16 protein-coding genes are annotated in these 12,535 nt (G+C 63.4%); 6 read left to right on the forward strand and 10 right to left on the reverse strand.

What is annotated here, in order from left to right; genetic code table 11:
- Positions 1 to 26: 26 nt before the first annotated feature.
- Entirely contained in the window at positions 27 to 638 is a 612-nt protein-coding gene (locus M653_RS0115380; RefSeq protein ID WP_027144152.1) for a TIGR00730 family Rossman fold protein, read from the forward strand.
- Here the strand turns inward: M653_RS0115380 and M653_RS1000000135610 are convergent.
- On the reverse strand, positions 571 to 1,590 hold the full coding sequence (locus M653_RS1000000135610; RefSeq protein ID WP_084636707.1) for a LysR substrate-binding domain-containing protein: 1,020 nt from the start codon (positions 1,588 to 1,590) through the stop codon (positions 571 to 573). The two genes, M653_RS0115380 and M653_RS1000000135610, sit on opposite strands and share 68 nt — an antisense overlap.
- Positions 1,591 to 1,709: 119 nt before the next feature.
- Here M653_RS1000000135610 and M653_RS0115390 point away from each other — a divergent pair, with 119 nt between their 5' ends.
- The 3 genes from M653_RS0115390 (at position 1,710) to M653_RS0115400 (ending at position 4,047) form a co-directional block, all read left to right on the forward strand.
- A complete protein-coding gene (locus M653_RS0115390; protein WP_027144154.1) occupies positions 1,710 to 2,000 on the forward strand; it encodes a muconolactone Delta-isomerase family protein in 291 nt (96 codons plus the stop codon).
- 158 nt (positions 2,001 to 2,158) lie between these two features.
- Positions 2,159 to 2,941 (forward strand): glucose 1-dehydrogenase, encoded by a 783-nt coding sequence (locus M653_RS0115395; RefSeq protein WP_027144155.1) that lies wholly within the window; start codon positions 2,159 to 2,161, stop codon positions 2,939 to 2,941.
- A 107-nt stretch (positions 2,942 to 3,048) separates the two neighbouring features.
- Positions 3,049 to 4,047 carry a transporter gene (locus M653_RS0115400; protein WP_027144156.1) on the forward strand — a complete coding sequence of 333 codons (999 nt, stop codon included), beginning with the start codon at positions 3,049 to 3,051 and terminating at the stop codon, positions 4,045 to 4,047.
- Here M653_RS0115400 and rarD read toward each other — a convergent pair.
- The 8 genes from rarD to cysS all read right to left on the reverse strand — a co-directional run bounded on the left by rarD (position 4,025) and on the right by cysS (position 11,016).
- A complete protein-coding gene (gene rarD, locus M653_RS0115405) occupies positions 4,025 to 4,951 on the reverse strand; it encodes an EamA family transporter RarD (RefSeq protein WP_027144157.1) in 927 nt (308 codons plus the stop codon). The genes M653_RS0115400 and rarD overlap by 23 nt on opposite strands.
- An 83-nt stretch (positions 4,952 to 5,034) precedes the next feature.
- The gene (cimA, locus tag M653_RS0115410) at positions 5,035 to 6,657 is read right to left on the reverse strand and encodes a citramalate synthase (protein ID WP_198028785.1); all 1,623 of its coding nucleotides are present in this window, start codon (positions 6,655 to 6,657) and stop codon (positions 5,035 to 5,037) included.
- Positions 6,654 to 7,604, reverse strand: coding sequence for a prolyl aminopeptidase (gene pip / locus M653_RS0115415; RefSeq protein ID WP_027144159.1), 951 nt, complete (start codon positions 7,602 to 7,604; stop codon positions 6,654 to 6,656). The genes cimA and pip overlap by 4 nt, the downstream gene beginning before the upstream one ends.
- Entirely contained in the window at positions 7,601 to 8,077 is a 477-nt protein-coding gene (locus M653_RS0115420; protein WP_027144160.1) for a GFA family protein, read from the reverse strand. The genes pip and M653_RS0115420 overlap by 4 nt, the downstream gene beginning before the upstream one ends.
- A complete protein-coding gene (locus M653_RS0115425; protein ID WP_027144161.1) occupies positions 8,074 to 8,565 on the reverse strand; it encodes a GFA family protein in 492 nt (163 codons plus the stop codon). The genes M653_RS0115420 and M653_RS0115425 overlap by 4 nt, the downstream gene beginning before the upstream one ends.
- A 6-nt stretch (positions 8,566 to 8,571) precedes the next feature.
- Entirely contained in the window at positions 8,572 to 8,958 is a 387-nt protein-coding gene (locus M653_RS0115430; protein WP_027144162.1) for a VOC family protein, read from the reverse strand.
- Positions 8,955 to 9,365 (reverse strand): endonuclease domain-containing protein, encoded by a 411-nt coding sequence (locus M653_RS0115435; RefSeq protein ID WP_027144163.1) that lies wholly within the window; start codon positions 9,363 to 9,365, stop codon positions 8,955 to 8,957. Before M653_RS0115435 ends, M653_RS0115430 begins: the two co-directional genes overlap by 4 nt.
- A 199-nt stretch (positions 9,366 to 9,564) precedes the next feature.
- A complete protein-coding gene (gene cysS / locus M653_RS0115440) occupies positions 9,565 to 11,016 on the reverse strand; it encodes a cysteine--tRNA ligase (protein WP_027144164.1) in 1,452 nt (483 codons plus the stop codon).
- A gap of 167 nt (positions 11,017 to 11,183) precedes the next feature.
- Here cysS and M653_RS1000000137300 point away from each other — a divergent pair, with 167 nt between their 5' ends.
- Positions 11,184 to 11,324 (forward strand): hypothetical protein, encoded by a 141-nt coding sequence (locus M653_RS1000000137300; protein ID WP_181167474.1) that lies wholly within the window; start codon positions 11,184 to 11,186, stop codon positions 11,322 to 11,324.
- Positions 11,325 to 11,435: 111 nt separating this feature from the next.
- Positions 11,436 to 11,591 (forward strand): hypothetical protein, encoded by a 156-nt coding sequence (locus M653_RS1000000135620; protein ID WP_023771655.1) that lies wholly within the window; start codon positions 11,436 to 11,438, stop codon positions 11,589 to 11,591.
- Positions 11,592 to 11,670: 79 nt separating this feature from the next.
- Here M653_RS1000000135620 and M653_RS0115455 read toward each other — a convergent pair whose 3' ends face one another.
- Positions 11,671 to 12,432: an SOS response-associated peptidase gene (locus tag M653_RS0115455; RefSeq protein ID WP_027144165.1), complete on the reverse strand. Its 762-nt coding sequence runs from the start codon at positions 12,430 to 12,432 to the stop codon at positions 11,671 to 11,673.
- Between the last annotated feature and the right edge of the window lie 103 nt (positions 12,433 to 12,535).

The following is a 12,535-nucleotide window of genomic DNA, read 5'->3' on the forward strand; positions in this document are numbered from 1 at the left end:
TTCAGACCCAATCACCAATCATCGGCATGAACACGATTCGATCCGTCTGCGTCTATTGCGGCTCGTCTCCGGGCCGCGATGAAATTTATGCCAAGGCCGGTCACCTGCTTGGACGCTCAATTGCCAAGGCAGGACTGCGGCTGGTCTATGGCGGCGGCACCAAAGGCATCATGGGCGCCGTCGCCGAAGGCGCACTCAAGGCCGGCGGCAAGGTGACGGGCATCATTCCGCGCTTCCTCATCAACAAGGAAGCAACCGAAACCGCGCTTGACCGGCTCGACGAGTTGTTGATCACCGACAACATGCACGAGCGCAAACATAAGATGTTCGAGAAATCCGACGCCTTTGTGGCGCTGCCTGGCGGCATCGGCACAGTCGAGGAGATCGTCGAGATCATGACCTGGGCGCAACTTGGCCATCACCGCAAGCCGATCGTCTTCGGCAATGTGAACGGATTCTGGAATCCGATGACGGCGTTGCTTGACCACATGGCGGCGGAAGGCTTCATTCATACCGCGCAACGTGTGAAGCCGCTGGTCGTCAACGATCCCGAGGCTATCGTCGCCGCCATCATGGTGGCCGGGTCCTCGGTCGATGCACCGACGGAGGGCGTCCAGTCGGTGATCGACAAGATGTAGAGTCACGGGAGTGGGGCAGTAGGTTTGCAGTCTCCGAGTGTACACTTTCCCCTACTCCCCTACTCCCCTCCCTCCGGGCAGCCTCCCGCAGGTCAGTGATCACCACGCGCCGGTCCTGCCGCCGCCAGGCGAGGTGGATGGACACCGTGCGCCCGAACCATGGCATGTCGCGGAACAGGATCGAGGGCGGCGCGGCGGTGCGCAGGCTTGCCTGCACGGTGGCGAGACCGAGGCCGGCGCTGACAAGCCCGAGTGAGGTCAGCGGGTCCGCCGTCTCGTAAGCGATGTCGGGCGTAAAGCCAGCCTCTGCGCAAGCGGCCAGGAACTGGCCACGATTGGTGTCGTCGGGCTGGCGCACCACGGTGATCCAGACGCGGCCGTCGAGATGATGCGGCTGGATATCAGCCACATCGGCGAGCGGATCGTCTTCGGGAATGGCCAGCACCAGCGGCTCGTGGCGCAATGGCGTGCTGGCGATGTCAGGGTCCTCGGCCGCCGCGGGGGCATACACCAAACCAAGATCCAGCAACCGCTGCCGAAGCCCCTCCATCTGCGCCGCCGAGCGCATGCTTCTCAACTGCAGATGAAAATCCGGCCGGTCGCGGCGGAACTGGCGCAGCATGCCGGCGACAAGCCCGGCATGGACCGCCCCCTCGACATAGCCGATGGCAAGACGCCCAATGGAACCGCTGGCCAGATTGCGGCCAAGTTCCTCCAGCCGGCGCGCATTCGACAGCAAGGCACGGGCTTCGGTCAGGAAGGCGCGGCCCTCGGCATTGAGATGAACGCGCTGCTTTGCCCGCTCGAACAGGGGGACACCAAGCTGTCGCTCCAGCTGCATGATCTGCCGGCTGAGCGGCGATTGCGAGATATGCAGCAGTTCGGCGGCTCGACCGACATTGCCGGTTTCGGCGACGGCGACGAAATATCTGATCTGGCGAAGGTCGAACACCTTTAGCTCCTCGAAACCCAAGTCCTCTCAGGTCTTAACATTAGCCTAATCAGTCTTGGACAGTCTGACCATCCGGCGCGATATTTCCTGTCATCAACCGCTGACAACAGGAGACCGAAATGCAGTTCCTTGCCCTTCTCACCCGCAACACGGAAAAGTTCGCCGACGCCGACTTCGCACCCCTTCTGCCTGGCGAGGCAGAGCAGCGCCGCACCCTCTATGCCGAAGGCGCGGTGCGCCAGATCTGGAATCGCGGTGACATTCCCGGCAGCGGCATGATGTTCGAAGCCGGCAGCGATGCCGATGTGCGCGGCCATCTCGCCACCTTGCCGCTGGTCAAGGCCGGCATGATGGACATTGCCGCGATCGTGCCGCTCAACCCCTATCCGGGGTTTGGGCCGAAACGCTGAGGCTGACGGCCGCGACAACCGAGGCCGCCGGCCAGGCACGAGGCGACAAAGCGCCTTGCATGTCGTCAAGCCACGCGGCACGCTGGTGCTGCCGCTTGCCGAGGTCAGACGAGCCTTCGCGCTGGCGGCGATAAATCGCAATCGATGAAGGTGCAAAATTGCATTCGACTGACTATCTCGGCCGCCTGTTCGGCCTCGAGGGCAAGCATGCCTTCATCACCGGCGCCAGCCGCGGCCTGGGCCTGGCCTTCGCCGAGGCGCTTGCGAGCGCGGGCGCTCGCGTCACGATCGGCGGCCGCAAGGCCGACGATTTGAAAACGGCCGCAGACAGGCTGCGCGCCGCGGGCCATTCGATCGCCGAAGCGGTGATCGACGTGACCGACACCCAGTCGGTCGACCAGGCGATCGCAGCGGCGGAAACCGGCACCGCACCGATCGACATCCTGGTCAACAATGCCGGCATCCAGCGACGGGCGCCGCTGGAGACCTTTAGCGACGCCGACTGGGACGCGCTGATGGCCACCAACCTGGACGGCGTGTTCAAGGTGAGCCGGGCCGTCGTAAAGGGCATGATCGCCCGCCAAAGGGGGGCGATCATCAATGTCTCCTCGGTGCAGAGCGTGCTCGCGCGCCCCTCGATCGCGCCTTACGCGGCGAGCAAAGGCGCCATCACCATGCTGACCAAGTCGATGGCCGGCGAATGGGGCCAGCACGGCGTGCGCGTCAACGCCATCGCGCCGGGCTATTTCATGACCGAGCTCAACTCCGCGCTGGTCGCTGACGAGACATTCTCCGCCTGGCTGACCGGCCGCACACCGATGCGGCGCTGGGGCGAAGTGAGGGAACTCGCGGGGGCCGCCGTATTCCTGGCGTCCGACGCCGCCAGTTTCGTGAGCGGACAGACGCTGCTGGTGGATGGCGGGATCACCAGCGTCCTGTAGGCGGCACGCCGTCACGAAACAGTCACACTAAATCGGGCATGCCATGCTAGAAATGGCGCTTGGCCGCCCCCGCGACCCCGACCGCATCAGAGACCGGCGAAGCCGCCATGAACATCGCCCTCCCCTCCGAAGGCACTGACCTGTCGCCTTACCTGCCCGATGAGCACGGGCTGTTCTTCATCTACCACTTTACCACCGAGGGCGCGCGTACCCGGGATGCCGCAGCCGCACACTGGACATGGCGCAGCTACCAGCTTTCCGACATGCGCGCCCGTCACGAGATCGGCGCCGATCAGGCGTTGCCGGCGCCGGTGCGCGAAGCCTTCCTGAGCGCCAGCCATGGCTGTCACATCGATCTCGAGGATGACTGGCTTTATGGCGATCTGCCGGACCTGCGCCATGACTATTCGGCGGAAGCCGGCGGGCTTGGTCATTTCCGCTTTGCCTTGAATGACACGATGCTGGTCGGCGCCCGCAAACAACCGCTGCAATCGGTCGACAACATCCGCAAGGCGATCGAGAACGGATCGCGCAAATTCCGCTCTCCGGCCGAGCTGATCGAGGCTGTCGTCGGCCAGTCGTTCGACGGAATGGCCGCCGAACTCGCGACACTCAGCGACAGTCTCGACGGCATCGAGGACCGTATCGTCTGCGACGCATGGCACAATGAGCGGCAAGCGCTGGTCGATGCACGCCGGCACCTGGTGGTCATCCATCGGCAGATGGCGACGCTGACAAATCTGTTTCGCCATCTCGACCATTCGCACCGCAACGACCTGCCGGATTCGATCAACGACATGGCCGCGCGGCTGTCGCATCGCGCCCAGACGTTGCACTATGACGGCGAGCAGTTGCAGGCGCGCACGCGGCTGCTGCAGGACGAGCTGATGGCCAAGCTGACGACGCAGTCGAACCGGCTGCTCTATGTGCTGTCGGTGATGACGGCGGTGCTGTTGCCGATGACCATCATCTCGGGCCTGTTCGGCATGAATGTCGGCGGCTTGCCGCTGGTCAACACCCCATTGGGCTTCTGGGTGGTCACGGCCGTATCGCTGCTGATCGCGGGCGTGACCTATCTTTTCGTCAGGCGGCTCGGACAGATGTAGCCCGGCGCGCCGTCGCCAGCATGGACCAGGAATAGATCGCCAGCGCCGCCCAGATCAGCGCAAAGGCGATGGCCTGCGTGGTGCCGAACGGCTCGTCGAAGATCAGCACGGCGATCAGAAACACCATGGTTGGCGCTATGTACTGCATGAGGCCGATGGTCGACAGGCGCAGCAGCTTGGCGCCGAAGGCGAACAGCAGCAGCGGCACGGCGGTCACCGGCCCGCAGCCGATGAGCAGCGCTGTGTCGGTACCACTGCCCGAGACGAAATGATCCTGTCCGGTGGCGATCAGGAAGATGATGTAGCCCAGCGCCGGCACCGACAGCAAAAGCACTTCGAGCAGGAAACCCTGGCTGGGACCGATCGGCAGGGTCTTGCGGAAGAAGCCGTAGGCGGCGAAGGAAAACGCCAATGCCAGCGACACCCAGGGCAGCTTGCCGCCCTCGATTGTCAGCACGCCGACGGCAACCGCAGCAAGCGCCACCGCCGCGATCTGCAGCCGATTGAGGCGTTCACCGAGCAGCAACGCGCCGACGACGACGCTGACCAGCGGGTTGATATAGTAGCCCAGCGCGGTCTCGACGGTGCGATCGACGGCGATCGCCCAGACATAGATGCCCCAGTTGACCGAGATCAGCGCCGCCGTCAGCGCCGCCATGGCGATGGTGCGGGGGGAGCGGATCGCCGCCTTGAAGTCCGCCGTGCGGCCGGCCCAGATCAGGACCGCCGCGGCAATCGGCACCGACCAGACGATGCGATGTGCAATCACCTCTGCAAGCGGCAGATGCGCCACCGCCTTCATGTAGAAGGGCAGCAATCCCCACAAGAGATAGGCACCCAGCGCCAGCAGGAAGCCGCGGCGGGCTTTTGAATCTGCATCGGGGGTAATTGCTTCAGCGGCCATGGCCCAACGCTATGGCCCAGTAACCTTGGCAAGACCATCGCAAAGTTCTGATGGATCAATGGACTTTCGCTGATGGTTCAAACTTACTCCGCCGCCACCAGACCCGCCATTTCGCGGTTCTTCATCAGCTTGTAGATGATCGAATCCATCAGTGCCTGAAACGAGGCGTCGATGATGTTTTCGGAAACGCCGACCGTCCACCAGCGGGCGCCGGTGCCGTCATGCGATTCGATGAGCACGCGGGTAATGGCCTCGGTACCGCCATTGAGGATACGCACCTTGAAGTCGGCGAGTTCGAGATCGGCGATCTCGTTCTGGTATCTGCCGAGATCCTTGCGCAGAGCGATGTCGAGCGCGTTGACGGGGCCATGGCCCTCGGCCACCGACATCTTCTCCTCGCCTTCGACCAGCACTTTGACGACCGCTTCCGACACGGTCTTCAACTGGCCATTGGCATCGAAGCGGCGCTCGATCATGCAGCGGAACGAGGTGACGTGGAAGAACTCGGGCAGGCCATGCAGCATCTTGCGCGCCAGGAGCTCGAACGAGGCGTCGGCGCCCTCATAGGCATAGCCCGACGCTTCACGCTCCTTGACCACGGATATCAGGGCATCGAGCCGGTGATCGTCCTTCGGCACATCGATGCCGCGCCGCTTCAACTCGGCGAGGAAATTGGCCTTGCCGCCCTGGTCGGAGACCATGACGCGGCGGCGGTTGCCGACCGATTCCGGCGGCACGTGCTCATAGGTCGCCGGCTCCTTGGCCAGTGCGGAAGCATGGATGCCGGCCTTGGTGGCGAAGGCGGACGAGCCGACATAGGGTGCCTGCGCTTCCGGGGCGCGGTTCAGCAATTCGTCGAAGGCGCGGGACAGCCTGGAGATGCCGGTCAGCGCCTCAGCTGAAATTCCAGTCTCGAAGCGGTCGGCGAAAGCCGGCTTCAGCGCCAGTGTCGGCACGATCGAGATCAGATTGGCATTGCCGCAACGTTCGCCGATGCCGTTCAGCGTACCCTGCACCTGGCGCACGCCAGCCTCGACGGCGGCAAGGGAATTGGCCACCGCCTGGCCGGTATCGTCATGGGCGTGGATGCCGAGATGCTCGCCCGGAATGCCCGCGGCGATGACCTTTTCAACGACTACCCGCACTTCCGAGGGCTGCGTGCCGCCATTCGTGTCGCAAAGCACAACCCAGCGCGCGCCGGCTTGATAGGCGGTTTTCGCACAGGCCAGCGCATAGTCCGGGTTGGCCCTGAAGCCATCGAAGAAATGCTCGCAGTCGACCATCGCTTCCTTGGCCGAAGCGACCGCCGCTTCGACCGAGGCCTTGATTGACTCCAGGTTCTCCTCGTTGGTGCAGCCGAGCGCCACGCGAACATGGTAATCCCAGCTCTTGGCGACGAAGCAGATGGCGTCCGACTTCGACTGGACGAGTGCCGCGAGCCCGGGGTCGTTGGAGGCCGATACCCCCGCGCGCTTGGTCATACCGAAGGCGACAAATTTGGCGCGGGCCGTGCGTTTCTGCTGAAAGAATGCAGTGTCGGTCGGATTGGCGCCGGGATAACCCCCTTCGACATAGTCGAAGCCGAACTCGTCAAGCAATTTTGCAATCGCGATCTTGTCCTCGACCGAAAAGTCGATGCCCGGCGTCTGCTGGCCATCGCGGAGCGTGGTGTCGAAGAGATAGAGGCGCTCGCGGGACATGGTCATTTGCCTGCAAACTTGTCCGTCGCGCGGATCAGTTGATCGAGGATGCCCGGCTCCGAATAGGCATGGCCAGCGCCTTCGACCAGATGAAAGTCCGCCTTCGGCCACGCCTTGTGCAGCGCCCAGGCGTAGCGCGCCGGGCACGGCATGTCGTAACGGCCATGGACGATGGTGCCGGGGATGTCCTTGAGCTTCCCGGCATCGCGCAGCAACTGCCCCTCCTCCAGCCAGCCGGCATGGACGAAATAGTGGTTCTCGATGCGGGCGAAGGCGACAGCGTAGTCGTCCTGGCCAAACGGACCGCTGGTTTCAGGCTCCGGCAGCAGGGTGATCGTCTCGCCTTCCCACAGGCTCCAGGCGCGGGCAGCCTCGACCTGCGCCTTGCGGTCGGACCCGACCAGCCGCTTGCGGTAGGCGGCCATCATGTCGCTGCGCTCGGCCTCCGGGATCGGCGCCAGGAAGCGCTCCCATTTGTCGGGGAACATCTCTGAGACGCCGAACTGATAGTACCATTCGAGCTCCGCGCGGGTCAGCGTATAGATGCCGCGCACCACCAGTTCGCTGACGCGATCAGGGTGTGTCTCGGCATAGGCGAGCGCCAGCGTCGAGCCCCAGGAGCCGCCAAACACCAGCCATTTATCGAAGCCGGCCATTTCGCGCAGGCGTTCGATGTCTGCAACGAGATGCCAGGTCGTGTTGGCCTCCAGCGAGGCGTTCGGCGTCGACTTTCCACAGCCGCGCTGATCGAACAGGATGACATCGTAAAGCTTGGGGTCGAACAGCCGCCGGTGTTTTGGCGAGATGGTGCCTCCCGGCCCGCCATGCAGGAACACCGCCGGCTTGGCGCCCTTGGTGCCTGACCGCTCCCAATAAACCCTATGGCCATCACCGACGTCGAGCATCCCCGACTCGAACGGTTCGATTTCCGGGTAGAGAGTGCGCAAGCTCATAGTTTCAGGCCCTGTTGCGGCCAATTGGCCGTTTCGTGATCGGGATGCTGGAAGGAGATGATCTGCTCCTGCCGCGCGTAATAGTCGGGATCATCGTGGACAGGCTGATCGAAGATCGTCTCGACCCAAGGCAGCCGTGCCGCGTAGTTGACCTGGATCCGCGGCGCCAGATCCGAGCGGTCGTCGAACGCGCCGATGGCAATCTCGAGCCCGCCGGGCTGGCGATAGGTCAGCGGCGTGCCGCAACGGGCGCAGAATCCGCGATCGATGTTGACCGAAGACTGGAAATAGCTTGGTTCTTCATGGGTCCATTCGACGCCGTCCTTGGGCACCGTCACTAAGGCGCCGAAGAAGGAGCCGAACTGTTTCTGGCACATGCGGCAATGGCAGATGGACGCGCGTCCCAGCGCCCCCTTGATGCGGAAGCGCACGGCGCCGCATTGGCAGCCGCCGGTTCGGACGGTCTCGGTCATGGTCTTTCCTCCGGCGGCCATTGGTCGGTGTCGTGGTCGGGATGCTGATAGGAGACGAGTTCGGCGAGATAGGGGGCCGAGCCAATATCCGCCATCGTGTCCTCGCCCGGCAATCGCGGTATGGAATCCACATAGGGCAGTTTTGCTTCCGTGCCCCATTGAATGGTCGGCGCGATACCAGCCGGATCGTCGAAGGCCGCGATCGCCAGCGCCATGCCGTCGGGCGCCTCGAAGGTCAGCGGCGTGCCGCAGTCGGCGCAGAAGCCGCGCCAGGCGGCATTGGAGGAACGGAAACGCTTGGGCTCGCCGCGCGTCCAGTCGACCTTTGCGCCCCGCACCGAGACCAGCGGCAGGTAGAAATTGCCGCTCGCCTTCTGACACATGCGGCAGTGGCAGACCGAAGCGTCGCCAAGCGCGCCTTCGACGCGGAAGCGCACCGCCCCGCATTGGCAGCCGCCGGTGTAGACCGGCCGGTTGTCGAGGCTCATCGGCTTTCACTCCGGATCATGACAGACCGCCTCGACATTGTTGCCGTCGGGATCGAAGACGAAGGCGCCGTAGTAGTTGGGGTGATAGTGCGGACGCAGGCCCGGCCCGCCATTGTCCCTGCCGCCGGCTGCAAGGGCGGCAGCATGGAAGGCGTTGACCTCGGCGCGGCTGCGCGCTGTGAAGGCGACGTGCTGGTGATCCCGAGGCTTTTCCCTTGCCGCGCTCAGCCAGAACACCGGCCGGTCGCGGCCATAACCGCCAACCTTGGTGCCGCCGGTATATTCCTGCGGCACCATGTAAAGCAGCGAGGCGCCCAAAGGCGCCATCGCCTTGTCATAGAAGGCCTTGGAAGCATCGAAATCGGAAACGGCGATGCCAAGATGATCGATCATGGAACGAGCTCCTCCGTTGCTGGTTGGCTTGCCGGCATCACAGCATCGGCCAAACCGGCCACGATCACGATGTGCTGGCAGACATTGTCGATATCGCGGATGACGTCGTCATTCCAGAAGCGCAGGATGGTCCAGCTCAGCGCTTCAAGCTTCGCGGTACGCGCCGCATCCATCTCCGAGGCTTTGGCCGTTGTATGTTGGGAGCCGTCAATCTCGACGATCAGTTTTCTGGTCGGGCAAGCAAAGTCGACGATGTAGCCACCGATCGGCATCTGGCGCCTGAAAGCCAGCCCCATAAGGCGATGTGCACGTATCTCATTCCAAAGTTTGAGTTCGGCATCGGTCATTGCCTTGCGCATCTTGCGCGCATTGCCACGATTAAGGGGAGATACGAGATGATGGGTCATCGCGAGGCGCCCCCCTCTGTCCTGCCGGACATCTCCCCCGCAAGGGGGGAGATTGGACGTCGCTTCGGCTTTCGCCAATCGCCGACGTTGAAGATTCGGCGCCATCGATGAAGCTGCCGATCTCCCCCCTGGAGGGGGAGATGCCCGGCAGGGCAGAGGGGGGCGCCTCGCGATGACCTCTCCATTCCCGCCGTCACCCTCACCGCTTGATCTCCCACGTCGTCACGCGCTCGCCGGTGACCGGGTCCTTGCCGTCCTTCAACTGTACACCTTGCGCCAGAAGTTCATCGCGCACGCGATCGGCCTCTGCCCAGTTTTTCGCAGCGATAAGCGTCAGGCGCTCGGCAATCGCTTTGGCGACCACGGTTTCGTCCACTTTGGTCGCGCCAATATCGAAGCCAAGGAAGGTGAGCGCAGTCTTCAATGCGACGGCGGCGGCGTTGTCGCCGTTACCGTCAAAGTCGCTCGCCTCGCCGGCAAGCTGGGTGAGTTGCTGGAAGGCCGCGTAGGTCGCAAGATCATCCGACAGCGCCTCCACCACCTCAACCGGCAACTGACTTCCGGCGGCCGGCGCCAGATCCGCCGCGCGTTTCCATTTGCGCAGCGTGTTTTCCGCCTCCTCCAGCTTGCGCACGGAAAAGTCGATCGGTTCGCGGTAATGCGTCATCAGCATCGCCAGCCGCAGCACATCGCCGGGCCATTTGCGACCACCAAAAGTGTCGGTCTCCAGCAACTCGTGGATCGAGTAGAAATTGCCGAGGCTCTTCGACATCTTCTGGCCCTCGACCTGCAGGAAGCCATTGTGCATCCACACATTGGCCATGACCGACGTGCCGTGGGCGCAGCGCGACTGGGCGATCTCGTTCTCATGGTGCGGGAAGATCAGATCGAGGCCGCCGCCATGGATATCGAAGACCTCGCCGAGATAGGCGGCCGACATGGCCGAGCACTCGATATGCCAACCGGGCCGGCCCCTGCCCCATGGACTTCGCCAACCGGGCTCCTCCGGCGACGACAGTTTCCACAGCACGAAATCGCCGGGGTTCTTCTTATGCGCGTCGACGGCGATGCGGGCGCCGGCCTGCTGCTCGTCGAGATTGCGTTTCGACAATTGCCCGTAGTCCGGCATCGACGCCGTATCGAACAGCACTTCGCCCGCCGCGACATAGGCATGGCCGCGCCCGATCAGGCTTTGAATCAAGGTGATCATGTCAGCCTTGCCGTCGGCGCGGGGCTCGACGAATTCGGTGGCGCGCGGCTCGACCGTCGGCTCCAGGCAGCCAAGCGTCGCGACATCCCTGTGGAACTGATCGGCCGTTTTTTCGGTAACCCGCCGGATCGCCTCGTTGAGCGAAAGCGCCCCTGAAGCGATCTCGCCGCCGAAGTCCCGCAAGGCGCGTGCGTTGATCTTGTCGTCGACGTCGGTGATGTTGCGCACATAGGTGACGTGCGTCTCGCCATGGAGATGGCGCAGCAGACGAAACAGCACGTCGAAGACGATCACCGGCCTGGCGTTGCCGATATGGGCGAAGTCGTAGACGGTCGGGCCGCAGACATACATGCGCACATTTCGCGGATCGATCGGCACGAAGTCCTCTTTCGTGCGCGTCAGCGTGTTGTAGAGGCGCAGGCCCTGCGATGCGTCAGACATTCCATGCCTTCCCGGTTTCTGAACTTCTTGTCTGGATGGAGCCAGCCCAGCGCCGAGGCGCAAATCTGGCTCCAGCCTGCTGGCCGGGGCGTTTGTCCAATCTGGGGAAAGATGAGGCGAAAACGTCCGGACCAGCGCGAGGCTAGCCAATAATGCAAATGCCACAAATGGCGAAAGACGTTTTCATGGGCGGCTTTATCGCCTTGGCCGGTGTTGCCGTCAAGTCGCTGATCCCGGGAAAAACGTCGCAAAGACTGGCAAACGCATCGCCCGATCACACGGAATCAGCCAATGAAACATTTTATTAAACATGTCGGCACGGTCATGAAACATTCGCCCGCTAGATCACCAAGCGTCACGATTTGGTCGGATTCGGCGACCAAATCGCATACACGAAAACGTTATCTGGGAAGAGAAACATGCCTCGAAGCAAGCAGGAAGCCAACCGCGCCAAGCAACCGGCGCTGGCCAATCACTATCGTGCGATCGGCCCGGCAGCTATCGTCGCCGCCCTTCTTCACACCGCCAAGAAGAACAAGCCGGCGCAGAAGATCGTATCGCCCCGCGCCGCCTGAAGCGGCGCTCCGGCCGACGCAATCGCCGGCCCCGAGGGGCGCGAACAAGCGCCCTGATTTAAGGCCCCGACGGGCTTCGCTAGAACAGCGTCATTTGACTGTCGTCCGCGCCGGGTTTCTTGCGCCTGGCTTTCTCGGGCTCAGGTCCGATCTCGCCCCTCTCTTGTATCTCCGGTCCGGTGTTGGCGACCTTGTTGACGAGGTCGGAGACGGGAATCGCCTCGAAGAAATCGGGCTTCGCCGGCCGCAGCAAATCAGCGACATCGCGCGGTTCGCGCGTACGGCAATCCAGCCAGCGGGCAAAGTCGGGGATATCGATCACCACCGGCATCCGGTCATGGATATGGGCGATGTCGGCATTGGCGTTCACGGTCAGGATGGCGCCGGTGTCCATCTCCGAGCCGCCCGGCTCGGCATAGGTTTCGATCAGACCGGCAAAGGCGACCAGCCCGCCATGCCGCGGCCGGATCCAATAGGGTTGCCCCTTCTTGCCTCCGGTCTGCCGCCACTCGTAAAAGCCGGATGCCGGCACCAGCGCGCGCCGATGGCGCATGGCGGCCTTGAATGAGGCCTTTTCGATTGCGCCTTCCGAACGCGCGTTGAACAGCAGCGGAAATTCCCTGGTGTCCTTGACCCAGGCGGGAAGGAGGCCCCAGCGCACCAGCATCGGCTGCCGGTCCGGCAGGTTGGAGCCCGGAGCCCGCGGCGCGCCGGCGGTCGCCATCAGGACCGGCTGTGTCGGCGCGATGTTGTAGCGGGCCGGGAAATCCTCCAGCTCGGCAAGGCCCAGGAAGGCGGCGGTCTGGTCCGGCGTGGCGGTCAAGGCAAAACGTCCGCACATGATGGAGCCTTTCGAATGGTTCGGCTTCGAAAGTGGCTATGGAACCGGTGTTGCGCAACCGGTAATGCTTCCCCTTACCGGGCGGTCCACAACAGAGCGGTCC

The organism is Mesorhizobium sp. WSM3626 (assembly GCF_000513935.1).
Classification (GTDB): Bacteria; Pseudomonadota; Alphaproteobacteria; order Rhizobiales; family Rhizobiaceae; genus Mesorhizobium; species Mesorhizobium salmacidum.